Here is a 25,327-nt window from a genome sequence, read left to right on the forward strand (position 1 = left end):
TCAGCGGCTCCGACGAAGGTCCGCGTCCGCTTCTTCATTCGGGACGGAGGGGGTGCGGTCCAGGGGATCCTCCACCTCGGAGGCCTGCTCGCGGCGCTGGCGGTACTGATCGCGCACGTAGGCCACCAGCTGGTCCAGATAGGAGGAGAGGGGAGGGCAGCGGATGCCGGTGCCGTCCAGGAGCTCCAGGGTGTTGTGGCAGTTGTAGATGGCCAGGTGGTTCACGTAGTTGAGCGCGGCGCGCTGGGGCCGGGCCAGCTTCTCCAGCACGGGCAGGCGCAGCATCACGTCCGCGGCCCGGGCCGAGAGGTTGAAGCGGGGTAGCTTCTTGTTGGCCTTCTCCGCGATGAGCTCGTAGACGCGGCGGGCGCTCATCGGGTTGGGGTCCACCAGGTGGAAGGTCTGGCCTATGGCGCGCGGATCGTGCGACAGCGCCCACACCGCCTGCACCACGTAGTCCACCGGCACCACGTTGAGCGGGGCCACCCCGTTGCCGGGCAGCGGCAGCGGCACCACCAGCGGGCTCGTCACCAGGAGGATGCCCAGGTAGTAGGGGCCCTCGAAACGGTCGATCTCCCCCGTGCGCGAGTCGCCCACCACGCTGCACGGGCGGAAGATGGTGACGGGGAGGCTGCCGCCGGCGCGCTGGACGAGCTTCTCCGCCTGGAACTTGGTCTCCTCGTAGACGTTGCGGAAGCCCTGGCCGCAGTCCAGCTCGTCCTCGGCGATGACGCCCACCCGGTCCCCGGAGACGTGGCAGGAGGAGAAGTGGTTGAAGCGCTGCAGGTGCTCGCAGTCGCGCGCCAGCTCCAGCACGTTGCGCGTGCCGTCCACGTTGATGCGCCAGGCCGTCTCCTTGGGCACGCTCAGGTAGAAGACCGCCGCCAGGTGGTAGATGTGCGTCACCCGCTCGCACAGCCGCTGGTACTCCTCGCCGGACAGGCCCAGGTGCATGTCCACGATGTCGCCGGTGAGCAGCTCCAGCCGGGCACCGTGGCCCTGCATCCGGGAGGCCACCTGCTGGGCCTCCTTCAGGTGCTTGGGCTGCACCAGGACGTAGACGTGGGCCTTGGGCTCCTCGCGGAGGATGTGCTCGACCAGCCGTTTGCCGATGAAGCCCGGGAAGCCGGTGACGAAGTATGTCCCGGCCTTGCCTCGGGCTTCCTTGCGCTTCTCGCTCATGGGCGGCGGAGCATACCCGGCCCTCAGCCGCGCGCGAGCATGGCGCGCCACACCTCTTCCACCCGCGCCCGGGTTGCCCCCACATCCCCCGAGTTGTCCACCAGCCAGGTCGCATGTGGGCGCTTCTCGTCGAGCGGGAGCTGGGCGGCCAGCCGGGCCTCCGCCGCCGCCTCGTCCAGGCCGTCCCGCGTCATCAGCCGGGCCTTCTGGACCTCCCGGGGCACCCACACCAGCACCACCCCGTCGTTCATCGCCTCGTGCAGCCGGTTCTCGATGAGGAGGGGGGCGTCGTAGATGATTCGCTCCACCCCCTGCTCGGCGAGCGCCTGGGTGCGCAGCAGGAACTGCTGGCCGATGAGTGGGTGGAGCAGTGCGTTGAGGGCGGCCCGCTCCGCCGGGTCCGCGAAGACGCGCGCCCCCAGCTTGGCCCGATCCAGCCGTCCGTCCGGGCCCACCACACCCGGGAAGCGCTCGGCCACGGCCTGCAGTCCCGGGGTGCCCGGCTCCACCACCTCGCGAGCGATGACGTCCGCGTCCAGCACCTGGGCGCCCAGCTCGCGCAGCATCCGGCTCACGGTACTCTTGCCGGACGCGATTCCTCCGGTCAGCCCGTAGATCTTCACCCGGGGCCTACTTTCCGGCCGGCTGCGGGGTGAAGATGAACGAGTGCACCGTCTTGCCGTCCTCGTTCAGGAAGATGGCCAGGCCCAGCTTGGAGTAGTGCAGGTAGGTGCGGAAGTCGTCGGTGATCTTCTTCTGGTAGCAGGGGGCGGCGGGCACCTTGCCGGAGGACGGGCAGGCGGGGCCGTAGGTGCTCTCCACCGACTCCTTGTCGATGACCGGCCCGGGGAAGACGGCGATCCGCTCGACATGCTGCGAGCCCGGGTCCACGGTGAACTGCACCTGCTTGGTCCCCTGGATGGCCTTCGGGCCGAAGTAGGCGATGACTTCCTTGCCCTCGGAGGTGACCACGCGCGAGGGCTCTCCGAACTTCTGGATGATCTGCTCACGCTTGGACTGCCCGGGCTCGATTCCCTGCCACGGTTTGGCCACCGCGGGCGCGGCGGCGAGGAGCACGGCGACGATGGCGATGATCTTCATCCCCTCTGATGTAACGGATCCCCCCGCGCCCTCTCAAGCTCCCCCTCTCTTCGTCCGGGAGGCCACAACCGCGCCAGGTTGCGCACCTCCGCCTTGCCCACCCCGGGGTCGTCTGCTAGTCACCCCACCCGATGCGCGCTCGCGGCTCCTGGCTCCCCTCCTTCGTGCTCGTCCTCGCCCTCTCCGGCGCAGCCGGTGCCGCCGACTTCCTCGGCCCGGAGAGCTGCAAGGGCTGCCACCCGGCGGCCTACGAGGCCTGGATGCAGTCCAAGCATGCCCGGGCGGGGGACTCGCTCTCCGAGGCGCAGCAGAAGGACGCGCGGTGTCTCTCCTGCCACTCGCCCGACCAGGGCTCGCAGGGCGTCTCCCACGTCACGTGCGAGACCTGCCATGGCGGCGGCCAGTACTACTCGCCCGCCTATGTGATGAAGGACGCCGAGCTGGCCCGGCTGGTGGGCCTGGTGGACCCCTCGGAGAAGCAGTGCCGCAACTGCCACGACGCCTCGTCCCCGTCCCTCAAACCCTTCAATTTCGTCGAGTCGCTCAAGGCCATCGACCACTGGTCCGCCGAGCGCACCGGTAAGTCGCCTCGCGCCGAGAGCTCCTCGCCCGAGCCCGCGAAGAAGAAATAGCGTGATCAAGATTCTCGACGCCCGCTTCATCACCACGGCGGTGGAGCCCAAGGGCTACCCCACGAGCCTCGCCCCCGAGGTGGCCTTCGTGGGCCGTTCCAACGTGGGCAAGTCGTCCATGATCAACGCGCTGACCGGCCGCAAGAAGCTGGTGCGCGTGTCCAACACCCCGGGTCGTACCCGCACGCTCAACTTCTTCGACGTGGACGTGGAGCGCGAGGGCAAGCGCCACACCGTGCGCTTCGCGGACCTGCCCGGCTACGGCTTCGCCAAGGTGAGCAAGACCGAGCGCTCCGAGTGGCAGACGATGATCACCACCTACCTGGAGAAGCGCCGGGACTTGAAGGTGGTGGTGAGCATCGTCGACGCCGAGGTGGGACCCACCTCCGATGACTTCCAGACGCTCGACTACCTGCAGGAGGCCAAGAGGCCCATCCTGGTGGTGGCCACGAAGATCGACCGGCTGCCCAAGGCGCGCCGCAAGCCCCGCCTGACCGAGCTGGCCGAGCAGCTCTCCCTGCCGCGCGAGGCCGTCCTGGCGTTCTCCGCCACGGACAAGCTGGGCGTGGACGAGGTGTGGAACGCGCTTCTGAACACCGTGAAGTAGGGGGCCCGCGTTCTCCTCCCTGCCCGGGAGGCGCTGTGGTAGGCACCCGGCCGTGTCGAACGGCAAAGGAAACGGAACCCGGGGCAATGGCAGTGACACCCAGCACGCGCTGAACACCGTGCGCCGGCAGCTCGCGTCGCTGCCCGCCCGGAAGCGGATGGATGCGCTCGTCGAATCGCGTGATGCGCGGGCCCTGGTGCGCTCGCTCCCCGCGGAGGATCTCTACTTCACCGTCATGGAGGTGGGCCTGGCGGATGCGACCGAGCTCGTCCAGCTCGCCTCGCCCGAGCAGTTCCGCATCTTCGTGGACCTGGGCGGATGGAAGAAGGACCAGATCTCCCCGCATGAGGTGCTCACCTGGCTGCGCGCCGCTCGGGGGGACGCGTCCGAGGACTTCCTGCTGAAGCTGCGCAAGATGGACGCCGAGGTGCTCGAGTACCTGTTGCGCGAGTTCACCCTCATCCACGACCTGGAGGAGAACCCGGACGTCCACGTGGAGGGCGTGACGCTGGAGACGCCCGAGGGGCGCTACCTGGTGGAGTTCAAGGGCGTGGAGGGCCCGGAGCTGGCCGCCCTGCGCTCCATCCTCAATGATCTCATCGCCGACAACCCCTTCGAGGCGGTGCGCTTCCTCGAGGCCACGCGCTGGGAGGTGCCCGGCGAGATGGAGGAGACGGCGTACCGCTTCCGCACGGCGCGGTTGCAGGACCTGGGCTTCCCGCCGCTGGAGGAGGCCGCGCGGCTCTTCAGCCGGGTGGACACCGGACCCGCGCCGGCACCGGCCGTGAGCGCGGCGCTCGCGGCCGCCCGGGAGCAGCCGAACTACCTGGAGGCCGTCTTCCGCGACCTGGACGAGGTGGAGAGGGACAACCTGGAGGCCGAGCTGCGCTACCTGGCCAACGCCACGCTGGTGGCGGAGGTGGAGGACCCGGGAGACCTGGACGCCATCCGGCGCGTGGGAGAGATCACCCGGGACTACCTGCTGCTGGGGCTGGAGCACCTGACGGGGGGAGACCCCTCGCGAGCCGCGCAGGTGGTGCGGGACACGGAGCTGCGGCGCGTCTTCCAGGTGGGCTTCTCGCTGACGCTGGCGCTCAAGTTCCGCGCGGAGCGGCTGATGAAGCAGCCGCTGGCCCAGGTGGAGGGCACACCGCTCCTCTTCCCGGAGGAGACCGCCGCCGTCGAGGCGCTGCGCCGCAAGCGTCCGCGCCGCGCATTGAAGGTGCCCGGAGCCGAGCCGGTGCCCTTCCGCTCCCGGCGCGAGCTGGCCGCCAGCGAGCAGGTGCTGTCGCGGGCGGAGGCGCAGGTGGCGCTGCTGGGCGCGTTGCTCGGCGGCACACCCGAGCGGGCGCACGAGCTGTTGGCCCGTTTCGGCGTGGAGCCGCGCGTGCTGGGCATGGAGCGCCTCTTCGCGGCCCTCGTGGCCATGGCCCTGCTGGAGGGCAAGGTGGATCCCCGAGCGGTGCCCTCGGCGCGGAGGGACGAGCTGGGGACACTGCTCTTCGAGGGCACTCCGGAGGCCCCTCGCCTGCGTCCGGACGTGGTGGAGCGCGCGGCGTCGGTGCTGGAGCCGGGGGTGCCCGAGCCGGCCCGGCCTGAGCTGCGCCGCCTGGTGTCGGTGACGCTCGCCCGCCTGCTGGAGGAGCTTGCTCCCTCCTTCCTCCAAGAGGGCAGGATGGACCCCATCGCCTCCGTCCTGTTGCCCATGGAGGGCACAGAACCGTAATTCTTTCCGGCCCCTCGTCCCGCCATTCGACGTCCCCCCCCGCCAAGCTCCTGGATCCACGGGTCTTTGCCCTCCGGGGCGCGTGGCATATCGCCTGCTAAAGAAAGGGGCGGCCCGGTCCGCGCATGGGGAGCCGGGGAGTGGGGAGGAGGGTCTGGATGGGGGTAGGCGACAAGGTGGAACGCCGTGATGTGGTGGCGTTCTATGCGCTGACCGCCTTCGCGGCGCTGATGTACATGGTGCCGCAGGCGTGGATACCCGCGGTGGCACCCCTGCGGCTGGCGCTGCTGACGTCGGGCCTGGCCGCGGGGCTGATGGTGCTGCGGCGCATGGGACGCGCGGAGCCGCTCTACTTCGATGGCGTGAGAGGGGTGGCGCTGCTGTGCTTCTCGGGGCTGTCCCTGGCCTCGATGACCTGGTCGGTGAACCCGGAGGTGTCGCGCTTCACGGCCATCGAGCTGCTCAAGCTGACGGCCATCTACCTGACGCTGGTGAACGTGGTCACCACGCCCAAGCGGCTGGCGGCGGTGTGCGGAGCCATGGTGGTGGCCTCGCTGGTGACGTCCTACGGCGTCATCAACACGTACCTCACTGGCACCCCCGAGACATTGGTGGAGGGGTACCGGGCGCACTGGGTGGAGGTGTACGCGGACCCGAATCGTTCGGCCATGAACCTGGCGCTGGTGGTCCCGCTGGCGGTGGCCTTCGTGGCGCGCAAGGAGAGCGGCTGGCTGTGGCGAGGGGCTTGCGCCGTGGCGGTGGTGATGGCGGTGGTGGCCATCGTCTTCACCTACTCGCGCGGTGGCTTCATTGGCCTGTCGGTGGCCATGGCGCTGTGGGCCCTGCGCGAGCAGCGCAAGCTGCGCTCGGTGCTGCTGGGCACGGCGCTCGCGCTGGGGCTGGTGGTGTTCGCGCCCCAGAGCTTCTGGCAGCGCAACGAGACGGTGGCCACCTTCCACGAGGACGCCTCGGCCATGGGCCGTGTGTACGCGTGGCAGGTGACGTCGCGCATCAGCCTGGACAAGCCACTGCTGGGCGTGGGCGCGGGGGCCTTCCGCCACGCCTGGCCGCTCTACGCGCCGCCCGAGGCCACGCGTGCCTACGTGGCGCACAACATCTTCCTGGACGTCATCGGGGAGCTGGGCTGGGTGGGCCTGCTCTTCTTCCTGGTGTTCGCCGGGAGCGCGACGGGCGGGGCCTTCGCGGCCTCGCGCGACCCGTGGTTGGGGTGGATGGCGCGAGGCCTGGCGGCCTCCATGACGGGCTACCTCATTTGTGACTTGTTCTCCGGCTACATCCTGTCCGCGCACCTGTACGTGCTGTTCGGCCTGGCGGCGTGCGCACAACGCATCGCCCGGGCGCACGAGGCGCGGGAATCGGCGAGCGTTCCCGAGGTGAAGGGGCGACTGGTGGCGGGCTTGGAGGGGTCCAACAATGCGGCGTGAGGAGTCGCGGATGGCGGAGGAGCCCCTCCGCCTGGTGCAGTTCACCAAGTCGTTCCACATCGGCGGCACCGAGGTGCAGGTGGTGGAGCTGCTCCGAGGGCTACCGCCCAGCTACCGTGTCCAGGTGGCGGTGCTCCAGGACGCGGGGCCGCTGATGGGCTCGGTGCTGAGGCTCGGCTTCTCGCCGGAGGTGTTCCCCCTGAACGGCTCGCTGGCGCGGCCCAACTCGGCGATGCAGGTGGTGCGGCTGGCGCACTGGCTGCGGCGCGAGCGGGTGGAGCTGGTGCACGCGCACGACTTCTATTCGACGATGGTGGTGGTGCCCGCGGCGAAGCTGGCGGGGACGAAGGTGATTGTCGGGCGGCTGGACCTGGCCCACTGGCACGGGAAGATGCAGCGCGCGGTGCTCCGGAGCCTCACCCGGATGGCGGACCACGTGGTGGGCAACGCCGAGGCCATCCGCCGGATGCTGGTCCGGGAGGAGGGCCTGCCAGCGGAGCGGGTATCCGTCATTCCCAACGGCCTGGACCTGGCGCGCTTCGACGCGCGGGTGCGCGAGGGACTGAAGGCGCCGCTGCCGGACACGCGGGGCGCGCCGGTGGTGGTGCACGTGGCGAACATGAACCACCCGGTGAAGCGGCAGGAGGATCTGCTGCGGGCGCTAGCGATGGTGCGCCTCAAGGGGCATGTGCTGCACGCCTTCCTGGTGGGGGATGGCCCGCGGAGGCCGGAGCTGGAGCGGTTGGCGGGAGCACTGGGGCTGACGGACACCGTCCACTTCCTGGGGCACCGGGCGGATGTCCCCGCCGTCTATGCGCGGGCGGACCTCGGGGTGCTGTGCTCCACCGCGGAGGGCATGTCCAACGCGGTGATGGAAGGCATGGCCGCGGGACTGCCCATGGTGGTGACGTCGGTGGGCGGCAATCCGGAGCTGGTGGCGGACGGGGAGCGGGGCCTGGTGGTGCCACCCCTGCGGCCCGAGACCATGTGCGAGGCCTTCCGCAAGCTCCTGGCGAACCCCGAGCGGGGCCGGCGGATGGGGGCGGAGGCGCGCGCCTTCGTGGAGCGCGAGCTGTCCCTGGAGCGGCTGGTGCGCCGGCATGACGTGCTGTACCGGCGCGTGGCGCGAGGCGGGTGAAATCGTTTTTCCGGAGGCTCGTAGGGGAGGGGGACAACGCTCTCTCTCCCACGAGGAATCCTCCGTGAATCTCGCCCTGTTCCTGATCCTGGCCGCCACGCCCTCCCCGCAGTCCTGGAAGTTCGAGACGGATGGTGCTCCCAAGGTGAGCGTCTCCAACGTCAAGGGCTCCATCCGGGTCGAGGCCTCGGAAGGCAAGACGGTGTCGGTGGAGGTGACGCAGGAGGGCAGCGAGGCCGAGCGTGCCCGCACCTCCATCAAGGTGGAGCAGGACGGGGACGAGGTGACGGTGCAGATGTGCTGTGGCTCCTGCGGGAAGTCACACAACCACTGCGAGGATCCGGCGCCCACGCACTTCGTGGTGAAGGTGCCGCGCGACTCCTCGCTCGAGCTGGCCTCGGTGGATGCACCGGTGAAGGTGTCCGGCGTGGCGGGAGATCAGGAAGTCTCCGTGGTGAGCGGCGACATCTCGGTGAAGGGCTCGCGGGGTGACCTGGAGGTGTCCGCGGTGAGCGGCGACGTGGAGCTGGTGCCCGAGGCGCTCAAGGACACCGAGGTGAGCACCGTGTCCGGCGACGTGAAGCTGAAGCTGCCGCGCGGGGCGGGCGCCAACGTGGACTTCTCCTCGGTGGGGGGCAGCTTCAACGGACGTGACGTGAGCCTGGGCTCCACCCAGCGCAGGTACGGCAACGGCGCGCACGACGTGGACGTGAGCACCGTGAGCGGTTCTCTCAGTATCCAAGCTGATGAGGATGTGAAGTAGAATACATTCCACCCACCGTGCTTCCACGATGGGATGAGAGGCGCTCGCCGGTTGCACTCCAAGGAGCCGGCGAGCGCCTTGTTTTATTCGAGCGAGCCGCTCACGCCTGGGGGCGAGGGGCCTCACGCTCGGGCCCGGTGACCGGAGCCGCGGGGACGCCGCGATGGTCCGCGCCGATGGCCTCGCGCACCGAGCGGAAGCCGTCCCGGGCCAGCAGCGGGCCCAGTCCCTCGAGCAGCCGGCGCACCATGCCGGGCCCCTCGTAGATGAAGCCGGTGTAGACCTGCACCACCGAGGCCCCGGCACGCAGCTTCTCGTACACGTCCTCCGCGGTGAAGACGCCCCCCACGCCGATGATGGGCAGCGTACCTCCGCTGCGCGCATAGGCACGGCGGATGACGGCATTGGCCGGCTCGCGCACGGGCGCTCCGGACAGGCCACCGGCCTCCTTCGCCACCGGGTGCTCGAAGGGACGGGCAATGGTCGTGTTGGTGGCGATGAGCCCGGCCAGCCCGCAGGCGCGCGCCACGTCCACCACCTCGTCCACCGCCTCGGGTGTGAGATCCGGGGCGATCTTCAGGAAGAGCGGCTTGCCTAGCGCCACCTGGTCGAGCCGCGCCTTCACCGCCCGGAGCAGCGCGGTGAGGGCCTCGGGCTCCTGCAGCTTGCGCAGACCCGGGGTGTTGGGAGAGCTCGCGTTGACCACCACGTAGTCCCCGAGCGAGGCCAGCGTGTCCACACACGCCACGTAGTCGTCCACCGCCTGCTCCAGCGGCGTGTCCTTGTTCTTGCCGATGTTCACCCCCACCGGCGCGGGGTGCCAGGTGCGCGCCCGGAGGTGCCCGGCGGCGTTGGCGGCGCCGTGGTTGTTGAAGCCCATCCGGTTGATGAGCGCGCGGTGCTCGGGGATGCGGAAGAGACGCGGCAGCGGGTTGCCAGGCTGGGGCCTGGGGGTGAGCGTGCCCACCTCCACCGCGGCGAAGCCGAGCGCCAGCAGCCCATCCACGGCCTCGGCCTCCTTGTCGAGTCCCGCGGCCAGCGCCACCGGGTGGGCGAGCTCCAGGCCCGCCACCTTCACCGAGGCGTCATAAGTCACCGACGACAACACCCGCGCGCGCAGGCTCCGGCAGACTCCGGAGAGGTGTCCGAACCAGCGCAGCAGGGTCATTCCCAGCCGGTGGGCGCGCTCGGCGGAGAGGAGGAAGAGCAGGGCGCGGGCCAGCCGGTACATGGAGCTCACGAGGGGATGAAGGAGGACTGACGCGCCCAGGCGAGCGTCTGGTCCACCTGCTCGGTAGTGAGGAGGCCGTTCTTCTCCACGAGCTCCACCTCGCGGCGCATGTCCGTCTCCAGCAGGTAGGGGCCGTCGGTGTTGAGGGTGAACTTCACGCCGCGGTCCCAGAAGGTCTGCATGATGTGCTTGAGCTCGTCGAGCCCCTCCACGGCGCGGGTGTGGAGGTTGGAGGTGGGGCACAGCTCGAGCACCACCTCGCGCTCGCGCAGCAGCTTCATGGCGGCTTCGTCGTAGGCGGCGCGGATGCCGTGGCCGATGCGGTGGGGCTTGAGCCGCTCCACCACGGCCATGACGCCCTCGGCGCCGGTGCCCCGGGTCTCACCGGTGTGCACGGTGCACTTGAGGCCGCCCTTGCGAGCGCGGGCGAAGAGCTCCTCGTACTGCGGCACCATGGTGGGCTCGAGCTCCAGCGCGTTCTTCTCCGTGCCGGCCAGGTCGATGCCGTACACGCCGCGGTGGCGGTACTTGATGGCCTTGTCCACGATGATGCTGTTGAGCCGGTGGTCGAACTCGCGGGCCAGACAGAAGATGAGGCCGGCCTTCACGCCATATTCGAGCACCGCCTGATCCATGCCGCGCAGCGCCGCGTGGATGATGTGGTCCAGGTCGAGCTCCGAGTTGAGGTTGCGCTTCATGGGGTTGAAGCGCAGCTCGATCTGCGTGACGCGGCTGCTGCGGTACTCCTTGCCGATGATCTCGTAGACGGAGCGCTCGATGGCCATCGGCGAGCTCTGGATCTTCTCCGTCCAGGTGTGGAGGATCTTCAGGTAGTCCTCGAGACTACCCACCTTGCCGGGACGCGAGGTGATGAGCTCGACGAAGTCGAAGTAGTTCTTGACGGGGAGCTTGAATCCCTGCTGGTGGGCCAGGGACCAGAGGACGTGGGGCGCGACGGCGCCGCCCACGTGGATGTGCAGATCGATGAGTTCGCGTGCCATGGCGGTATGTATGCACAGAGCCGCCCGTGCGTCCAGCTACCGGCGAAGCAGCACGTAGACGGCGCCCGCACCACCGTCCTGGGGACGTGCGGTAGCGAACGCGAGCACCGTCTTGCCGACGCGCTTCTGGCTCAGCCACCCCCGGAGGCTCTCCTTGAGGACGGGGATCTGATCCTTCGAGTTCAACCCCCGCCCGTGGATGATGAGCACGCAGCGTTTGCTGGTGCGGCGGCTGTCGGTGATGAAGCGGTCCACGGCGTCCCGGGCCTCGGCCTGGGTCATGCCGTGGAGGTCGAGGCGGCCCTGGATGGAGAAATCACCGCGGCGCAGCGAGCGCAGCAGCCGCGCATCGATGCCGGGGGCGGCGCCCTCGATGTACTCGGTGGAATCGGAGACGTCGAACTCGCCCTGGCCGGCCACGAGCTCGGCGAGCTCGGCGAGGGCCTCGGCGTTCTCGTCGATGATCTCCGGCAGGCGGGGGTTGGGCGGGGGCGGCTCGCCGCGGTTGGTGATCTGCTCGACGCCGTCCATGGCGGAGAGGAAGAGGGACATGTCGTCCTCCTCCTGGCCGCGCTTGGACTTGGACGGCTTGGGGGGCGGGGGAGGGGCCTGGGGCTTCTTGGGGGGCTCGGCCTGCTTCTTCTTGAGCTCCGTGATGGCCGCCTTGAAGGGATTGTTGAAGGCCTCGCTCTTCTTCTTGGGGGAGCCGCGGTCGCTCATATGACGTTGTAATGCGACAGAGTGGGCCGGGGTTCAACCCGGTTTCGCGGTTGCGTCCCGTGCCCCGCGGATGCAACCTTTGAGGACAGGCCCTGGGAGTTGCCCTGAGACGTCAGACCCGGGTGTTATGCCCGCTCCCATGGAAATGGTGACGGGCGTCGAGGAACATGGGGAATCAATGGGACGGAGACCAGCCAGCTACGCGGATCTGCAGGCGCTCCCCGAGAACGTGGTGGGGGAGATCATCGCCGGAGAGCTGCATGTCAGCCCTCGGCCGGCGGCGCCTCATACGGTCGCGGCTTCCCGTCTGGGCGGCGAGTTGATGGGGCCGTTCGATCGGGGACGGGGCGGCCCCGGAGGGTGGATCCTTCTCGACGAGCCGGAACTGCACCTGGGCGAGGATGTGCTGGTTCCGGATCTCGGCGGGTGGCGCCGCGAGCGGATGCCGCGGCCTCCGCGCACCGTGGCCTTCTCGCTCGCACCGGACTGGGTGTGCGAGGTGCTCTCGTCCTCCACGGCGGCGCTGGACCGGGCCGCGAAGCTGCCGGTGTACGCACGAGAGGGCGTGCGGCACGTGTGGCTGCTCGATCCGGAGGCTCGCACGCTGGAGGTGTTCCGGCTGGAGGGGGCGCGTTACACGCTGCTCATCACGCACGCTGGCATGGCCCACGTGTGCGCCGAGCCCTTTGAGGCATTCGCGCTGGAGCTCGCCTTCCTCTGGGGCGAGGAGCAGCGAGGCTGAGCCTCATGGCGTCCTCCGCCGCCGCTCAGGACTTGCCGGACAGCCACTCCCGGAAGTGCTCGGCGGTGGGCGGGAACTGGTCCACGCGGCACCAGTCGATGAGGCACAGCTGCGTCCTGGAGGCGAGCGCCGCCAGCATGCGCGCATCCCCTTCGAGGTTCGCGCCGCTCGCCGGGCGCTGGAGGGCCAGCACGTCGATCCGGCCTCCCTTCTGCGTGCCGTACAGCGTGAGCCCGGAGGGCAGCTTCACGGCGAAGCCCCCCGCGACCAGCCCCGCCACGCCCCGGAACGCGAGTCCCTCGAACCACGACGCACTCTCACCCAGGGTGCTCCTCAGCTCGAGCAGGGTGAGCCAGGTGCCCTCCATCGGGGCGGGCACCGCCTCGCGGATGTGGAGCGCATTGAAGCCGGGACCCTCGCGGTGCTTCTGATGGATCTGCGCGATGGCCCTCAAGTCCGTCTCGATGGAGGACTCGAGTGTGAGCGCCACGAGCTCGACCTGCCGCCAGTCGTCCTCGTGCAGCTCGAGCACCTCCTTGCCCAGCTTCGTCGAGCCCTCCTCGATGGCGGGAAGCTCCTCGGCGATGGTGGGCAACGAGTAGAGGATTTTCTGGGTATCCATCGTCTCGATCTTCACCTCCCGCATGGTGATCCGCAGGGTTCCGGTCGCGCGGAACTCCCGGGCGGTCATGGGGCTGGCGGAGACGACCTCGTAGGACTTCTCTCCGATGCGCAGCGTGGTCGCCGCCTCGAAGCTCTGGGGGAGGTTCTCGACGGGCAGCTGCGCCTCGCCGATGGACTGGCCCGTCGCCGCATCGACGAACCGCACCTGGATGGTGGAATGGTCTGGCATCGGGAGACAGCCTAGCGCTTCACAGCCCTCGCAGGCGGCGGATCTCCTCGTACGACTCCCGGATCTCCTGGAAGCGGCGGGACGCCTGCTCGACTGCTCCCGGGCCGAGGTTGGCGACGCGATCCGGGTGATGCGTGGCGGCGAGCTTGCGGAAGGCGCTCTTCACGTCCGCGTCGCTGGCATCCGGGGTGAGACCGAGCCGGGCATAATGCACCTCGCCATCGCCGAAGTGGCGGGCGGTGACGGAGCGAAGGTCCTCCTCGGACAGGCCGAGCCCCTGGGCAACGCGGCGCAGGGTCTCCTGCTCGGCGCGGTGGAGGTGGCCGTCGACGAGCGCGAGGCCATAGAGCGCCTCGAGCAGCAGCAGACGCTCGGAGGTGGAGAGCTCGTCGCGGCAGGCGGCGGCGGAGTCCTCGAGTGACGGGGGGCGGGCGAGGTGCTCCTTGAGGTAGCGGCGCACGAGCCCGAGCGCCTCGGGGCCGTACTTGAGCCGGTCGGCGAAGTACTCGCGCACCACGCGCACCTCGTCGCGCACCACGTCCCCATCGGCGCGGGCCACCTCGATGAAGAGGGCGCACAGGTGGCGGGCGAAGTGGTCCTGGGCGGCGAGCTCCACGGAGGAGCGGGGGGCGGGCTCTCCCTTGCCGTTGCCGGCCGTGTCGGAGGGGAGAACATGGAGCTCGTCGACCTGATGGCCGACCGCGAGCCCGGCGATGACGAGCAGGACGATGGCCAGGGGACCGCCGATCAGTAGACCGACGGCCAGTCCAAGCATCGCTCCGAGAACTTTTCCAGGTGTCACGGACGCTTCACTCCCTTGCCTGGAGGGAGTTTCGCATAGAGTCCGCCGCGCTATGGCCCAGTTGATCGACGGAAAAGCGGTGGCGGCGCGGGTGAGGGCGGAGGTGAAGGCGGAAACGGAGAAGCTCAAGGCCGAGCGCGGCCTGGTGCCGGGACTGACGGTGGTCCGGGTGGGAGAGGATCCCGCCTCGAAGATCTACGTCACCGGCAAGAAGAAGGCGGCCGAGGAGGTGGGCTTCAACTCCTGGGAGGTGCACCCGGACGAGAAGATTACCCAGGACGAGTTGCTGTCGCTGGTGGACAAGCTGAACAAGGATCCAGCGGTGCACGGAATCCTGGTGCAGTTGCCGCTGCCGAAGCACATCGACGCGGAGCGGATCATCTCGGCGGTGAAGCCGGAGAAGGACGTGGACGGCTTCCACCCGGTGAACGCGGGCAAGCTGTCGCTGGGCAAGCCGGGACCGAGGCCGTGCACGCCGTTCGGGGTGATGCGGCTGCTGGAAGAGGTGGGGTGCAACCCGTCGGGGAAGCGGGCGGTGGTGGTGGGGCGCAGCAACATCGTGGGGAAGCCCATGGCGCTGATGCTGCTGGCGGCGGATGCGACGGTGACGGTGTGCCACCGCAAGAGCAACCTGGCGGCCGAGGTGGCCAACGCGGACATCGTGGTGGCGGCGGTGGGCGTGCCCGAGCTCATCAAGGGCGAGTGGATCAAGCCCGGGGCGGTGGTGATTGACGTGGGCATGAACCGGATGCCGGACGGGAAGCTGAAGGGGGACGTGGAGTTCGCGGCGGCGAAGGAGCGGGCCTCGTTCATCACGCCGGTGCCGGGAGGCGTGGGGCCGATGACGATCGCCATGTTGATGCGCAACACGCTCGAGGCGGCGAAGGCCACCTCCTGAGCTGGCGTCCCGCGCGGAGGTGGGCCACCCGGGCCACGAACGAGACCCGGGTCCTGAGCCCACCCGCGCTCACGGAGCGTCAGACGAGCCGGTGTCCGCCGTCGACGTTCAGCACCTCACCGGTGGTGTAGCCGTTTCCCATCAGGAAGAGGACGGCGTGGGCGATGTCGGCGGGGACTCCCACGCGCCCGACCGGGAGCCGGCGCGCGTGCTGCTCGAAGCGCTGCTGCTTGGCGTTGCCGGCGAGGGTGTCCCAGATGGGAGTGTCGATCCAACCCGGGGACACCGCGTTCACCCGCACCGGTGCGAGCTCGAGGGCCAGGGCCCGCACGAGCGACACGAGGGCGCCGTTCACCGCGGCGATGACCGACCCGCCGGGCCCTGGACGATCCGCCGCGATTCCCGTGGTGAAGACGAGCGAGCCGTTGGGTTCGAGCCGCGCGTGCTTGGCGACGTGGAGCGCCGCCACCAGCTTGGAGTCGATGGTGAGGCGCGCCTCGGAGAGCTCCATCTGGCGGATGGGTTGATAATGGCCGTGCACCGCCGTGAGCACCACGTGGTGCGCGGGCGGATGCTCCTCGAAGAGCCGTCGCACCTGGGCTTCGTCTGTCACATCGGCGGCGAAGGTGCGCACGCGGTGCGCCGCCCCGAGTCCGGCGGCGGCATCGGCGAGCTTCTGGGGTGAACGGCCCACCAGGGTCAGCGAGGCTCCACTCTCCAGACAGGCCCTGGCCACCCCGAGCCCAATGCCGGATGAGCCACCCATCACGACGACATGCTGTTTTTCAAGGTTCATGGCCCATAGGTAGCGCGGACCTCGCGTTGGTGACTATGGGATGCCGTGGCAAGCTTCATCCCATGAATGGGATGATGTCGGTGGATGACGTGCGGATCTTCGTGGCCGTCGCACAGCATCTGAGCTTCGTGGAGGCGGCGCGGCGCACGGGGGTTCCCACCAGCACGGTGAGCCGCAGGGTGGCGCAGTTGGAGGAGACGCTGGGGACTCGGCTGCTTCAGCGCAACTCGCGGCGCGTGGGCCTCACCCATGAGGGCGCGCGGCTGCTCGAGCGCGCCGGGCCGCTGCTCGACGAGCTGACGTCGGTGCTCGACAAGACCGTCGACCGCGAGGACGAGCCCTCGGGCAGACTCCGGGTGACGGCGCCCGTGCAGACAGGCGCGCAGCGCATCGCGCCGGCGCTGTTCTCCTTCGCCGCCCGCCATCCTCGCCTCACCGTGGAGCTGAAGCTCACCAACGCGGTGGTGGACCTGGTCGAGGAGGGCTTCGATCTGGCCTTCCGCGCGGGCCCCGTTCACGACGGGGAGCTGGTGGCGAGGCGGATGTGGTCGGTTCCCTTCGCGCTCGCCGCGTCACCAGGCTTCGTGAAACAGGAGCTGAAGGGCCGCACCCGGCTCGAGCGCGATTCTTTCGGCTCCGTGCCCGCCATCCTCCATCAGCCCGGAGGAACCTGGCGCTTCCTCCGGCGGGACGGTTCCATCGAGGAGCTGCGGCCACTCGAGCGCCTCTGTGTGAACGACCCCCAGGTGGCCATCGCCGCGGCGGTGCAGGGGTTGGGCGTGGTCCGCGCCTCCGAGGAGGCCATCGAGCAGCAGGGCAAGGCGCTGGTGCGGCTCACCGTGACGGGGCGCACGCTCGAGCCACGCGACGTGTTCGCGGTGTACCCCTCGCGCCGGCTGCTCTCCACCCGGGTGCGCCTGGCACTCGACTGGGTGATGAAGCACGGCTCGAAGTGAGCTCGGGTCACGCCACCTGCGTGGTGGGCTTGCCCACCGGGCGCAGGAGGAAGCTGCGGGCGGACTCGAGCACGGGCGAGTCCGTGAGCACCTCTCCGGGCTTGTCGCCGTGGCCGACGAGCGCCCCACGCCAGTGCATGTGGAGGTAGTCCGCGCTCATGCGCAGCGTGGAGATGCTGGGTTGCTCGACACCGTCCGCGTCGTCGCTGGCGTGGCTGGTGATGAGGGACAGCACCTTGCCGCGCATGCGCTCCTTGAAGCGGAGCTTCGGGAGGCGCATCCACCACGACCAGTGGTCCAGGTAGAGCTTGGCGCTGGCGGGAATGCTGTACCAGTACACGGGCGCCACGAAGACGAGCTCATCCGCGGCGAGCGTGAGCTCGGCCAGGGCGCGCATCGCAGGACTCGGCTCGGGGTAGCCCTCGGGGGTGTGGCGCAGGTCGCGGAAGGACTCGTGCGCATACGCGTCCAGCCGCACCCAGTCCACCAGCGTGTCGGGCGAGAGCACCTCGGCGGTGCGGCGGGCGAGTTGCTCCGCGTTGCCGTTCTCACGGGCGCTGGCCAGCAGGAAGAGGATGCGGCGGGGAGTCGAAGGGAGGGGGCTCGTCGAAGGGAAGGTGCTCACGGATGTCCTGGGGCGGGAGGCGTGGGCTCCTGCATAACAGGCCTCCCGAGGCGGCGCAGGATCCCGGCCGGGCATGCGGGGTAACGTCTGGGGGGGAGGGTCCACGAATGCCGACACGCCAGGAACGAATCGAGGGAGGTCTCTATGGCTTGCTCATCGGAGACGCACTCGGAGTCCCCTACGAGTTCCACCCGCCGGAACAGATTCCGGAACCCGCGCTGATCGACTTCGAGCCCCCTCCCGGCTTCAGCCGGGCGCACGACGGAGTGCCTCCGGGCACATGGTCGGACGACGGAGCGCACGCGCTGTGCCTGCTGGCCTCGTTGCAGTACCGGAACCACCTGGACATCGAGGACCTCGGGCGGCGGCTCGTGAACTGGTACGAGCTCGGGTACATGGCCGTGGGTTACGAGGTGTTCGACGTGGGCGTCCAGACGCGGACGGCGCTGGCGGAGTTCCGGGCGGGGGCTCCGGCGCTCGAGGCGGGCCCGAGAGGTGAGCACGACAACGGAAACGGCTCGTTGATGCGGGTGTTGCCGCTGGCGCTCTGGCATCGGGGAGATGACGCGGCGCTGGCTCGGGACGCGATGCTGCAGTCGAGGGTGACGCACGGGCACATGCGGGCGCAGGTGTGCTGCGCACTGTATTGCCTCTGGGCGCGACGGACGCTGGAGGGCTCGGCGGAGGCGTGGGCGGATGCGGTGGCCACCTTCCGTGCGCTGTACCCCGAGGGAACGGAGCAGCGCACGGAGCTCGAGTGGGCGGTGCGGCCTGACTCGCCGGACAAGGGGAGGGGGAGCGGGTACGTGGTGGACTGCCTGCGCTCGGCGCGCGATTGCGTCGCGGCGGGGTCCTACGAGCACGTGGTGAAGGCGGCGATTGCGCTCGGGCACGACACGGACACGACGGCGGCGGTGGCGGGTGGCATCGCGGGGATTCGCGATGGCCTCCTGTCCATTCCGGAGCGCTGGCGGCGCGCTCTGCGAGGCCGTGAGCTGGTGGAACCGATGGTGAAGGAGCTCCTCGCGAGCCATGCGGGCTAGGCTGCGGCCATGCGGCACTTCCAGTTGGGCTGACGACGTCCAGGGACAGCTCCGCCGGGAGATCCTGGCCAGTTGGGACGATCAGGGGCGGGCCGGGAGCTTCGTGAGCTGGCTGGATTCGCGTGTGGAGCGCGGTGTGCCCGGCGCGAAGTCCTGGACGGTGGCGTAGCACCGGGCAGCTCGCGCCGGTCCACGGGGAGCTATTGCTTGCGCGGCAACATGCTTCCGGTCTGCTGGTAGCGCGTGTGCCAGGAGAAGGCCTCCTCCAGCAGGTGGGGCGTGTGCCCGCCGCGCTTGAGGGCCGAGCGGTAGTACTCCTGGGCCAGTTCGCGGTAGCTCGGGTGCACGCAGTTGCGGATGATAGTCTCCGCCCGTTCGCGAGGAGCCAGCCCGCGCAGGTCCGCGAGGCCCGTCTCCGTCACCAGCACGTCCACGTCGTGCTCGTTGTGGTCCACGTGCGTCACCATGGGCACCACGCTGGAGATGTTGCCGCCCTTGGCCAGCGACTTGGTCACGAAGATGGCCAGGTGCGCGTTGCGCGCGAAGTCACCCGAGCCGCCAATGCCGTTCATCATCTGCGTGCCGTTGACGTGCGTGGAGTTGACGTTGCCGTAGAGGTCGCACTCCAGCGCGGTGTTGATGGCGATGAGTCCCAGCCGGCGGATGACCTCCGGGTGGTTGCTGATCTCCTGCGGACGCAGCACCAGGCGGCCCTTGTAGTGGGCGAGCTTCGGGAACACCTCGGCGTACTTCTTCGCGCTCAGGGTGATGGACGAGCCCGAGGCGAACTCCATCTTGCCCGCGTCGAACAGGTCGAAGGTGCTGTCCTGCAGCACCTCGCTGTACATCTTCAGGTGGTGGAAGGGGCTGTCGATGAAGCCGTGCATCACGGCGTTGGCGATGGTCCCGATGCCCGCCTGGAGGGGCTGGAGGCTGTTGCCCATCCGGCCGAGCTTCACCTCGCGGAGCAGGAAGTCGGCGAGGTGGCTCGCGATGGCGCGCGTCTCCTCGTCCGGCGGCAGGATGGTGGACGAGCTGTCCTGTTTGCGGGTGACGACGATGGCGGCGATCTTCGCCGGGTCGATGGGAATGTAGGGCAGGCCCGTACGGCTCTCCGGCGTCACCACGGGGATGGGCTCGCGGAAGGGCCGGCGGGTGGGGATGTAGATGTCGTGCAGGCCTTCCAGCTCGAGCGGCTGGGTGAGGTTGATCTCCACGATGACCCGCTCGGCGAGGATGGCGAAGGTGGCCGAGTTGCCCACCGAGGTGGTGGGGATGAGGCCGCCGTCCTCGGTGATGGCCACGGCCTCGATGACGGCCATGTCCACGGGCCCCATCTGCCGCGAGCGCAGCAGCTCCACCGTCTCGGACAGGTGCTGGTCGACGAACATCACCTCGCCGCGGTTGATGGCGGCGCGCAGCACCGGGTCCGACTGGAATGGCAGGCGGCGCGCCAGCACCCCGGCCTCGGTGAGGATCTTGTCCACGTCGTTGCCCAGCGACGCGCCGGTCATCAGGGTGATCTTCAGGCGCTCGTGGGCGGCTCGCTCGGCCAGCGCCAGGGGGACGGCCTTGGCGTCGCCGGCACGGGTGAAGCCGCTCATACCAACGGTCATCCCGTCCTTGATGTGAAGGGCGGCCTCCTCGGGGCTCACCACCTTCCCCCAGAGGGACTTCAGACGGATCCGATCGCGATACATGGTTCTCCTTGGCGGCTGGGCAACGGGAGTGAACAGCCGCAAGGCGAAGATGGATCCGCGGAGGGAAGGTGGCGGCTCCGGACATGAGGCCGCCTGCCTCTTGAGCGCCAGCCCCATGGGGGGGCTTCTAGAAGAAGAAGCTCACGCTGGCCTGGGCGTTGAGGGGCGCTCCTGGGGTGAAGTGGAGGTCCTCACAGCCCTCGAAGGCGCCGGCCTCACCCACGGGCCGGGTGCCCGCCGGGCAGCTCTCCGGGCCAGCCTCGGACGGCAGCCGGGAGACGTTGGCGAACTGGGCCTCGCGCCACGAGGTGTTGAGCACGTTCTGCACGCCCACGTTCAGCTCGTAGAAGGAGCCCCGGTAGCCCAGCGTGGCGTCCACGCGGGTGAAGCCCTGGGCGATGAAGTAGCTGTCCTCGGTGGCCGGGCGGTCTCCCAGGTGCAGCACGCCGAGCCGGCCGTAGAGGCCGCTCGGGTGACGCGCGGACACGCCGCCGGCCAGGATGAGCGTGGGGGCGAGTGCCACTGCGTCTCCGTTGCCGGCGTTCTGCACGTAGGTGGCGCGCGAGACGGTGACGTCCGCGTCGGCGAAGAGCCACGGGAGCACCTTGAGCCGGGCCTCGGCCTCCAGGCCCTGACGGCGGGTGGGGCCACGAGCCTCGGTGGAGCCCTCGTCGCCCACCCAGACGAGCTCGCTGTCCAGGTCGAGCCGGAACACCGAGCCCGCCAGGTCCAGCCGGTCGAACAGCCGCGTGCGGGCGCCGACCTCATAGCCTCGGGCCCGCGTGAGCGGCGTCACCGGCTCGGGCAGACGCACCACGCCCCGCGCGTCGTTGGAGTGGAAGCCATGGCCGAAGTTCACGTACAGCTCGGTGTCGGGGAGCGGGCTGAGGACGAGGCTGGCCTTGGGGGAGATGCGCGTGGTCTGCTCCACCCCGGAGGTCTTCGTGTCGGGCGCGGCCATGTCCTCCAGATGGTCGTCCACGTTGAAGCCGAACGAGTCCGCGCGCAGGCCGAGCACCGCCCGCAGCCAGGGCGTGAAGGTGATGTCCTCCTGGGCGTACACCCCGATGCTGCTCTCGAGGACGCTGGCGTCCACCACGGTCTGCAGCCGCTTGCGCGCCTTGTCGTAGCTCAGGCCGTTGTCGATGCTGTCACTGCGCAGCTGCGTGCCGAGCGTGGTCTCGAAGCCGATGCCGCCCCACTGGTGCCGGAAGCGGTAGCTGGCGTTGAAGCCGAGCACCGTGCGCTTGTCGTTCTGCTCGATCATGTCCCCGTTCACCGGATCCCGGCTGAAGAAGGTGAAGTCGGAGTAGAGGTTGAGCCGGTACTGCAGGGCGTACGCCATGACGTTCACCTCGCCGTCGTTGCGGGTGAGGGTGCGCCAGGTGGCGTAGACGCTGTGGCGCTGCGAGTTACCGCCCTCGGCGTCATCCACGGTGCCGAAGGTGTCCAGCCGGTGGGCATTCACCTCGCGCAGGGGAATCTGTCCGCTCGCGTTCCAGCCGCTGCCGTACGAGGTGATCGCAAGCGAGAGTGTGGAGCGCTCCGAGAGGTTGCGCGTCACCTTCGTGAAGAGGCTGTAGCGCTGCAGCTTCTCCGGGTTGAGGAATGGGCCGTTGGTGCCGTACACCTGTCCGGCCACCACGGGGCTCCAGCCGTCCACGTCCGGAGCGGCGATGAACATGCCGCGCCAGGTGCTGAACGAGCCGCCTCCCAGCGTGAGCTGACTCGACTCGAAGTTGCGGCGCGTCACCAGGTTCACCGCGCCGGCGGTGGCGAAGTCACCGTCCTGGGCGAAGTACGGGCCCTTGCGAACCTCCACGCGCTCGATGAGCTCGGGGATGACCCAGTTGAGGTCCGCGTAGCCCTGGCCGTGCGCGTGGCTCACCATGTTGACGGGCACGCCGTCCACGAAGAGCGCCACGTCCGTGCCGTGGTCCGCGTCGAAGCCGCGCAGGAAGTACTGGTTGGCCTTGCCGCCGCCCGCGTGCTGCACGGTGTAGAGGCCCGGCACCACCTGGAGGATGTCCGCCGGGCGGGGGTGGGGACGCAACATGAAGTCCCGGTCCCGCACCGTGGACGAAGAGGCTGCGGTGAAGGGGCGCCGCGCCGTCACCGTCGTCTGCATGGAGGGGGGCTCCGCTGGCGGCGGGGGAGCGGAGACCTCGGGCTCGGGAGGGGCGGAGGGCTCGGGAGGGGCGGAGAGCACGGGCGCGTCCGTGGACGCCGGGCCCGGATCGGCGGGCGTGCTCTGGACGTTCTCCGCGGAAGGGGTGCTCGGGGGTGGGGTGGGGGCGCTGACGTCGGAGGACTGCGCGAAGGCGGGAACAGCGGACACAAATGCGGCGATCGCGGCCAGAGGGGCCGCGCGAGAAGACAGCATGGGGGAACGACCTCGAGACGAGAGGGAGACGAAGGAGACCGACGGAACTGGGACGTCGGTGTCTCCTACGGGCCCTGCGGCATCGCGGTCTGACGGAGCGGCTCACCCTTGCGTGGGAGCGCCTGTCCCAGGTGCCGGGTGCCTGCCTCGAACCAGAGGACCAGCAGGCGGGGCAGGGCGAGCGCGGGCAGTGCCACTGCCTGGAGGTGCTCGACGCTGCCAACTCCGTGCGTGTGGCCGGCCGGCGTCGTCCCGTGCTCGTGGCCGGATCTGCCCGCGGGCCCGTGCGAGTGCGGCTTGCTCTCGTCGTGAGGAGTGGGGAGCTCGGGAGGAGGGGGCTCGTGGGACTCAGCCCGCTGGTGGGTGATCCAGCCCCGGGCCGAGGGCGCCGAGGAGAGCGGGTCCGCTCCACCGTGGCCGTAGACCGCGTGGAGCACCGGCGCGCACGCCAGACCGTACACGGCCACCAACAGGCCGAGCCAGCCCAGATCGCGACGGTCCTCCTGCCTCAACACAACCGGGTGCTCCTCTTCGGGGCCGGAAAGCCCGCCTCCCTAAGCCACGGGCTCTCCGATTTTGCAAGGGCACTTCGGTTGCATCTGGGTACTTCCTAGCCGCGCATGAATTCGCGGATGAACTGGCTGACTTCGCGGGGCTTCTCGAGGGCCACCCAATGGGTCGCATCGGGGATGCGCCGGATGGTGAGTTGGGGCACGAGCTCCTTCAGGCCTCGTTGCCCATCCGCCAGCAGGTAGGTGTCCTGCTCGCCATGGATGAAGAGCACGGGCACGCGCACCAGGTACTGATCGGGCTTCAGGCCATCCAGCAGGTTGCTGCCGCCCGGGTGTCCCTCTCCGTCGGGAGGAGCCATCTTCGCCGCCCGGTAGTAGTTGAGTCCGGAGGTGATGGAGCCCGGCTGCTTCCACGCGGAGATCCACTCGGCCACATCCTCATCCGACAGGATGGCGCCGTGGGCCCGGGCGTCGTTGATGACGGCCTGCTTCGCCCATGCGAAGTCATCGCCCATGAGCTGCGGCTCGGCCTGCGGGGAGTTGAAGACGAGCATGTACTGGGCGGCGAGCTGCTGGCGGGGGTTCTCTCGCAGCTCCCGGTCGAACAGGGCGGGGTGGGTGATGTTGATGGTGACGAACCGGGAGACGAGCTCCGGGTGGCGCAGCAGGAAGCTCCAGCCCACCAGCGCGCCCCAGTCCTGGCAGACGACGGCCGTCTTCTTCAGGCCCAGGTGCTCCACCAGCGAGCGCACATCCTCCACCAGATGCTTGATGTGGTAGTCCTCGACCTTCTCCGGCTTCGAGGTCAGGTTGTAGCCGCGCAGGTCGGGTGCAATGACGTGGTGATCCTTCCCCAGGTCGTTGAGCTCCTTCTTCCAGGCGCCCCAGTATTCGGGGAATCCGTGGAGGAAGACGATGGGATCGCCTGCACCATGCGTGACGTAGTGCATGCGGAGTCCGTTGATGTCGGCGTAATGGTGCTGCAAGGCCCGCTCCCCTTGTGTGCGAATACGCGCGGAGAATAGGACCGCGGGCCCGCGAGCGAAAGAGTGGGCTCTCCGATCTCCTCCCCCGGGATTCCAGGCGGAACGGATCTCACTGGGTCGGGCCTGGCCTCTTTTCCCGTGAAACCCAGGGTGGCGGGGAGCCGGAGCCGGGGTTCAGGAGAAGTGCTGGCGCACCTCGGGCATGCTGAGCACCCACAGCATCCACACGGCGAAGGGGAAGCCCACGAAACAGACGGGGGTCGGCGTGAGGACGGCGGTGGCCGCTCCCACCACCACCAGTGTCCATCTGCGCAGGTTGAAGGCGCTCCACGCCCCCCAAAGGGTCAGCGACGCGGTGACGAGCGCTCCGACGATCTTCAGCGGGGCCGCCCACGACGTCTCCCCTCGCACGGCGTTGGCGAACTCTTGGGGTACGGGCAGATAGCCGCCCAGCACGGCGGCCATCGCCAGGGCGTAGGCGATGTTGATGATGGCCACGTTCATCAGCATGAATGCCGGCGGGCGCAACCGGCGCAGGGCTGGCCAGCGCGGATCGCTTCGCGGGACATTCAGTCCAGGTCCACTCATGTCGTACGGGCTCTCAGGGCGCTCACGATCATCCGCGTCGCCGGGGACTTGTTGAGCGTGTAGAAATGGATGCCGGGGACACCGCGCGACAGCAGCTCCATGCACTGCACCGTGGCGTGCGCCACGCCCAGCTGCACCAGGGCCTCGGGCTGATCCTTCACACGCTCCAGTTGGAGCCCCAGGCGCATGGGCACCGTGGCTCCGCACAGGCGGGTGAAGCGCTGGACCTGCTCGTAGTTGGTGATGGGCATGATTCCCGGGACGATGGGGATGTTGATGCCGGCGCGGCGCGCCCGCTCCACGAAGTCGAAGTAGAAGGCGTTGTCGAAGAAGAGCTGGGTGATGAGGAAGTCCAGGCCCGCGTCCACCTTCTCCTTCAGATGACGCAGGTCGTCGTCGCGGGAGGCCGTCTCCACGTGGCCCTCCGGATAGCACGCCCCGCCCAGGCAGAAGTTGAAATCCTCGTCCCGGATGAAGCGCACCAACTCGGAGGCATGACGGAAACCCCCGGCCACGGGCTCATAGGTCTTCTGCCCCTGGGGCGGGTCGCCGCGCAGCACCAGCACGTTGTCGAGCTTCGCGTCCGCCAGCCGCCGCAGCACCTCGCGCAGCTCGTCACGCGTGTGTCCCACGCAGGTGAGGTGGGCCATGGCCTCGATGCCCGTCTCGCGCTTGATGCGGGTGACGAGCTCCAGCGTCTTGTCCCGCGTGCTCCCTCCCGCGCCGTAGGTGACGGACACGAAGCCCGGCTCCAGCGGCGCCAGGTCCTCCAGCGTCTTCAAGAGGTTGGCGGTTCCCTCCTCGGTCTTCGGCGGGAAGAACTCGAAGGAGAAGCACGGATTGGACGGATTCAAGCGATTTCGAATCTTCATGGTTCGTTCAGTCTAGAACGTCTCA

Annotated in this window: 27 protein-coding genes; 11 read left to right on the plus strand and 16 right to left on the minus strand. The window is 69.2% G+C overall.

Annotated features, from left to right (window positions below):
• The 3 genes from DAT35_RS40310 to DAT35_RS40320 are packed head-to-tail and all read right to left on the minus strand — an operon-like array spanning window position 1 to window position 2,283.
• Window positions 1-1,182 (minus strand): SDR family oxidoreductase, encoded by a 1,182-nt coding sequence (locus DAT35_RS40310; RefSeq protein WP_199243136.1) that lies wholly within the window; start codon window positions 1,180-1,182, stop codon window positions 1-3.
• A 23-nt stretch (window positions 1,183-1,205) separates the two neighbouring features.
• Window positions 1,206-1,805 carry a dephospho-CoA kinase gene (gene coaE / locus DAT35_RS40315; RefSeq protein ID WP_108074613.1) on the minus strand — a complete coding sequence of 200 codons (600 nt, stop codon included), beginning with the start codon at window positions 1,803-1,805 and terminating at the stop codon, window positions 1,206-1,208.
• Between the two features lie 7 nt (window positions 1,806-1,812).
• On the minus strand, window positions 1,813-2,283 hold the full coding sequence (locus DAT35_RS40320; RefSeq protein WP_108074614.1) for a hypothetical protein: 471 nt from the start codon (window positions 2,281-2,283) through the stop codon (window positions 1,813-1,815).
• A gap of 131 nt (window positions 2,284-2,414) precedes the next feature.
• Here DAT35_RS40320 and DAT35_RS40325 point away from each other — a divergent pair, with 131 nt between their 5' ends.
• The 6 genes from DAT35_RS40325 to DAT35_RS40350 all read left to right on the plus strand — a co-directional run bounded on the left by DAT35_RS40325 (window position 2,415) and on the right by DAT35_RS40350 (window position 8,594).
• Window positions 2,415-2,915, plus strand: coding sequence for a multiheme c-type cytochrome (locus DAT35_RS40325; RefSeq protein ID WP_108074615.1), 501 nt, complete (start codon window positions 2,415-2,417; stop codon window positions 2,913-2,915).
• 1 nt (window position 2,916) lies between these two features.
• Window positions 2,917-3,522: a ribosome biogenesis GTP-binding protein YihA/YsxC gene (gene yihA, locus DAT35_RS40330; RefSeq protein WP_108074616.1), complete on the plus strand. Its 606-nt coding sequence runs from the start codon at window positions 2,917-2,919 to the stop codon at window positions 3,520-3,522.
• Between the two features lie 52 nt (window positions 3,523-3,574).
• Complete coding sequence (locus tag DAT35_RS40335; RefSeq protein ID WP_199243137.1) at window positions 3,575-5,248, plus strand: DUF6178 family protein; 1,674 nt, start codon at window positions 3,575-3,577, stop codon at window positions 5,246-5,248.
• A gap of 158 nt (window positions 5,249-5,406) precedes the next feature.
• The gene (locus DAT35_RS40340; RefSeq protein ID WP_108074618.1) at window positions 5,407-6,693 is read left to right on the plus strand and encodes an O-antigen ligase; all 1,287 of its coding nucleotides are present in this window, start codon (window positions 5,407-5,409) and stop codon (window positions 6,691-6,693) included.
• Window positions 6,683-7,831, plus strand: coding sequence for a glycosyltransferase (locus DAT35_RS40345; protein WP_108074619.1), 1,149 nt, complete (start codon window positions 6,683-6,685; stop codon window positions 7,829-7,831). Before DAT35_RS40340 ends, DAT35_RS40345 begins: the two co-directional genes overlap by 11 nt.
• Window positions 7,832-7,895: 64 nt before the next feature.
• Window positions 7,896-8,594: a DUF4097 family beta strand repeat-containing protein gene (locus DAT35_RS40350; RefSeq protein WP_233262003.1), complete on the plus strand. Its 699-nt coding sequence runs from the start codon at window positions 7,896-7,898 to the stop codon at window positions 8,592-8,594.
• A gap of 100 nt (window positions 8,595-8,694) precedes the next feature.
• Here DAT35_RS40350 and DAT35_RS40355 read toward each other — a convergent pair whose 3' ends face one another.
• The 3 genes from DAT35_RS40355 to DAT35_RS40365 are packed head-to-tail and all read right to left on the minus strand — an operon-like array spanning window position 8,695 to window position 11,546.
• Window positions 8,695-9,825 carry a quinone-dependent dihydroorotate dehydrogenase gene (locus DAT35_RS40355; protein ID WP_108074620.1) on the minus strand — a complete coding sequence of 377 codons (1,131 nt, stop codon included), beginning with the start codon at window positions 9,823-9,825 and terminating at the stop codon, window positions 8,695-8,697.
• Window positions 9,826-9,830: 5 nt separating this feature from the next.
• Entirely contained in the window at window positions 9,831-10,826 is a 996-nt protein-coding gene (gene add, locus DAT35_RS40360) for an adenosine deaminase (protein ID WP_108074621.1), read from the minus strand.
• 36 nt (window positions 10,827-10,862) lie between these two features.
• Window positions 10,863-11,546, minus strand: coding sequence for a Smr/MutS family protein (locus DAT35_RS40365; RefSeq protein WP_108074622.1), 684 nt, complete (start codon window positions 11,544-11,546; stop codon window positions 10,863-10,865).
• A 178-nt stretch (window positions 11,547-11,724) separates the two neighbouring features.
• Between DAT35_RS40365 and DAT35_RS40370 the strand changes: the two genes are divergently transcribed.
• Window positions 11,725-12,288 carry a Uma2 family endonuclease gene (locus tag DAT35_RS40370; protein ID WP_108074623.1) on the plus strand — a complete coding sequence of 188 codons (564 nt, stop codon included), beginning with the start codon at window positions 11,725-11,727 and terminating at the stop codon, window positions 12,286-12,288.
• Window positions 12,289-12,313: 25 nt separating this feature from the next.
• On the opposite strand, the gene DAT35_RS40375 is transcribed toward DAT35_RS40370, so the two are convergent.
• On the minus strand, window positions 12,314-13,141 hold the full coding sequence (locus DAT35_RS40375; RefSeq protein ID WP_108074624.1) for a hypothetical protein: 828 nt from the start codon (window positions 13,139-13,141) through the stop codon (window positions 12,314-12,316).
• Between the two features lie 19 nt (window positions 13,142-13,160).
• Window positions 13,161-13,916 carry a TerB family tellurite resistance protein gene (locus tag DAT35_RS40380; protein WP_369946312.1) on the minus strand — a complete coding sequence of 252 codons (756 nt, stop codon included), beginning with the start codon at window positions 13,914-13,916 and terminating at the stop codon, window positions 13,161-13,163.
• Window positions 13,917-13,995: 79 nt separating this feature from the next.
• Between DAT35_RS40380 and folD the strand changes: the two genes are divergently transcribed.
• Window positions 13,996-14,841, plus strand: a complete 846-nt coding sequence (gene folD / locus DAT35_RS40385; protein ID WP_108074626.1) for a bifunctional methylenetetrahydrofolate dehydrogenase/methenyltetrahydrofolate cyclohydrolase FolD — start codon at window positions 13,996-13,998, stop codon at window positions 14,839-14,841.
• A gap of 79 nt (window positions 14,842-14,920) precedes the next feature.
• Here folD and DAT35_RS40390 read toward each other — a convergent pair whose 3' ends face one another.
• Window positions 14,921-15,637 (minus strand): SDR family oxidoreductase, encoded by a 717-nt coding sequence (locus DAT35_RS40390; protein WP_108074627.1) that lies wholly within the window; start codon window positions 15,635-15,637, stop codon window positions 14,921-14,923.
• 62 nt (window positions 15,638-15,699) lie between these two features.
• Here DAT35_RS40390 and DAT35_RS40395 point away from each other — a divergent pair, with 62 nt between their 5' ends.
• On the plus strand, window positions 15,700-16,593 hold the full coding sequence (locus tag DAT35_RS40395) for a LysR family transcriptional regulator (RefSeq protein WP_108074628.1): 894 nt from the start codon (window positions 15,700-15,702) through the stop codon (window positions 16,591-16,593).
• A gap of 7 nt (window positions 16,594-16,600) precedes the next feature.
• Here DAT35_RS40395 and DAT35_RS40400 read toward each other — a convergent pair whose 3' ends face one another.
• Window positions 16,601-17,218 (minus strand): flavodoxin family protein, encoded by a 618-nt coding sequence (locus tag DAT35_RS40400; RefSeq protein ID WP_199243138.1) that lies wholly within the window; start codon window positions 17,216-17,218, stop codon window positions 16,601-16,603.
• A gap of 107 nt (window positions 17,219-17,325) precedes the next feature.
• Here DAT35_RS40400 and DAT35_RS40405 point away from each other — a divergent pair, with 107 nt between their 5' ends.
• Both DAT35_RS40405 and DAT35_RS40410 read left to right on the plus strand, forming a co-directional pair.
• Entirely contained in the window at window positions 17,326-18,261 is a 936-nt protein-coding gene (locus DAT35_RS40405) for an ADP-ribosylglycohydrolase family protein (RefSeq protein ID WP_108074630.1), read from the plus strand.
• Window positions 18,251-18,430, plus strand: a complete 180-nt coding sequence (locus DAT35_RS40410; protein WP_108074631.1) for a hypothetical protein — start codon at window positions 18,251-18,253, stop codon at window positions 18,428-18,430. Before DAT35_RS40405 ends, DAT35_RS40410 begins: the two co-directional genes overlap by 11 nt.
• A gap of 31 nt (window positions 18,431-18,461) precedes the next feature.
• Here DAT35_RS40410 and DAT35_RS40415 read toward each other — a convergent pair whose 3' ends face one another.
• From DAT35_RS40415 to metF, 6 genes are all read right to left on the minus strand, one after another.
• Complete coding sequence (locus tag DAT35_RS40415; protein WP_108074632.1) at window positions 18,462-19,961, minus strand: acetyl-CoA hydrolase/transferase family protein; 1,500 nt, start codon at window positions 19,959-19,961, stop codon at window positions 18,462-18,464.
• Window positions 19,962-20,088: 127 nt separating this feature from the next.
• Complete coding sequence (locus DAT35_RS40420; protein ID WP_108074633.1) at window positions 20,089-22,344, minus strand: TonB-dependent receptor; 2,256 nt, start codon at window positions 22,342-22,344, stop codon at window positions 20,089-20,091.
• A gap of 65 nt (window positions 22,345-22,409) precedes the next feature.
• A complete protein-coding gene (locus DAT35_RS40425; RefSeq protein ID WP_108074634.1) occupies window positions 22,410-22,859 on the minus strand; it encodes a hypothetical protein in 450 nt (149 codons plus the stop codon).
• A gap of 95 nt (window positions 22,860-22,954) precedes the next feature.
• Window positions 22,955-23,842, minus strand: a complete 888-nt coding sequence (locus tag DAT35_RS40430; RefSeq protein ID WP_108074635.1) for an alpha/beta fold hydrolase — start codon at window positions 23,840-23,842, stop codon at window positions 22,955-22,957.
• 174 nt (window positions 23,843-24,016) lie between these two features.
• A complete protein-coding gene (locus DAT35_RS40435) occupies window positions 24,017-24,430 on the minus strand; it encodes a hypothetical protein (RefSeq protein WP_146210090.1) in 414 nt (137 codons plus the stop codon).
• A complete protein-coding gene (gene metF, locus DAT35_RS40440) occupies window positions 24,427-25,302 on the minus strand; it encodes a methylenetetrahydrofolate reductase [NAD(P)H] (RefSeq protein ID WP_108074637.1) in 876 nt (291 codons plus the stop codon). Before metF ends, DAT35_RS40435 begins: the two co-directional genes overlap by 4 nt.
• Window positions 25,303-25,327 lie beyond the last annotated feature (25 nt).

The organism is Vitiosangium sp. GDMCC 1.1324, assembly GCF_003044305.1.
Classification (GTDB): Bacteria; Myxococcota; Myxococcia; order Myxococcales; family Myxococcaceae; genus Archangium.

What these genes read in the sequence shown, in the direction of transcription:
- DAT35_RS40310 (WP_199243136.1), bottom strand. Translation starts at nt 1,182, where the DNA reads ATGAGCGAGAAGCGCAAGGAAGCCCGAGGCAAGGCCGGGACATACTTC.
- DAT35_RS40320 (WP_108074614.1), bottom strand. Translation starts at nt 2,283, where the DNA reads ATGAAGATCATCGCCATCGTCGCCGTGCTCCTCGCCGCCGCGCCCGCG.
- DAT35_RS40325 (WP_108074615.1), top strand. Translation starts at nt 2,415, where the DNA reads ATGCGCGCTCGCGGCTCCTGGCTCCCCTCCTTCGTGCTCGTCCTCGCC.
- DAT35_RS40340 (WP_108074618.1), top strand. Translation starts at nt 5,407, where the DNA reads ATGGGGGTAGGCGACAAGGTGGAACGCCGTGATGTGGTGGCGTTCTAT.
- DAT35_RS40345 (WP_108074619.1), top strand. Translation starts at nt 6,683, where the DNA reads ATGCGGCGTGAGGAGTCGCGGATGGCGGAGGAGCCCCTCCGCCTGGTG.
- DAT35_RS40355 (WP_108074620.1), bottom strand. Translation starts at nt 9,825, where the DNA reads ATGTACCGGCTGGCCCGCGCCCTGCTCTTCCTCCTCTCCGCCGAGCGC.
- add (WP_108074621.1), bottom strand. Translation starts at nt 10,826, where the DNA reads ATGGCACGCGAACTCATCGATCTGCACATCCACGTGGGCGGCGCCGTC.
- DAT35_RS40365 (WP_108074622.1), bottom strand. Translation starts at nt 11,546, where the DNA reads ATGAGCGACCGCGGCTCCCCCAAGAAGAAGAGCGAGGCCTTCAACAAT.
- DAT35_RS40370 (WP_108074623.1), top strand. Translation starts at nt 11,725, where the DNA reads ATGGGACGGAGACCAGCCAGCTACGCGGATCTGCAGGCGCTCCCCGAG.
- DAT35_RS40375 (WP_108074624.1), bottom strand. Translation starts at nt 13,141, where the DNA reads ATGCCAGACCATTCCACCATCCAGGTGCGGTTCGTCGATGCGGCGACG.
- DAT35_RS40380 (WP_369946312.1), bottom strand. Translation starts at nt 13,916, where the DNA reads ATGCTTGGACTGGCCGTCGGTCTACTGATCGGCGGTCCCCTGGCCATC.
- folD (WP_108074626.1), top strand. Translation starts at nt 13,996, where the DNA reads ATGGCCCAGTTGATCGACGGAAAAGCGGTGGCGGCGCGGGTGAGGGCG.
- DAT35_RS40390 (WP_108074627.1), bottom strand. Translation starts at nt 15,637, where the DNA reads ATGAACCTTGAAAAACAGCATGTCGTCGTGATGGGTGGCTCATCCGGC.
- DAT35_RS40395 (WP_108074628.1), top strand. Translation starts at nt 15,700, where the DNA reads ATGAATGGGATGATGTCGGTGGATGACGTGCGGATCTTCGTGGCCGTC.
- DAT35_RS40405 (WP_108074630.1), top strand. Translation starts at nt 17,326, where the DNA reads ATGCCGACACGCCAGGAACGAATCGAGGGAGGTCTCTATGGCTTGCTC.
- DAT35_RS40410 (WP_108074631.1), top strand. Translation starts at nt 18,251, where the DNA reads ATGCGGGCTAGGCTGCGGCCATGCGGCACTTCCAGTTGGGCTGACGAC.
- DAT35_RS40415 (WP_108074632.1), bottom strand. Translation starts at nt 19,961, where the DNA reads ATGTATCGCGATCGGATCCGTCTGAAGTCCCTCTGGGGGAAGGTGGTG.
- DAT35_RS40420 (WP_108074633.1), bottom strand. Translation starts at nt 22,344, where the DNA reads ATGCTGTCTTCTCGCGCGGCCCCTCTGGCCGCGATCGCCGCATTTGTG.
- DAT35_RS40435 (WP_146210090.1), bottom strand. Translation starts at nt 24,430, where the DNA reads ATGAGTGGACCTGGACTGAATGTCCCGCGAAGCGATCCGCGCTGGCCA.
- metF (WP_108074637.1), bottom strand. Translation starts at nt 25,302, where the DNA reads ATGAAGATTCGAAATCGCTTGAATCCGTCCAATCCGTGCTTCTCCTTC.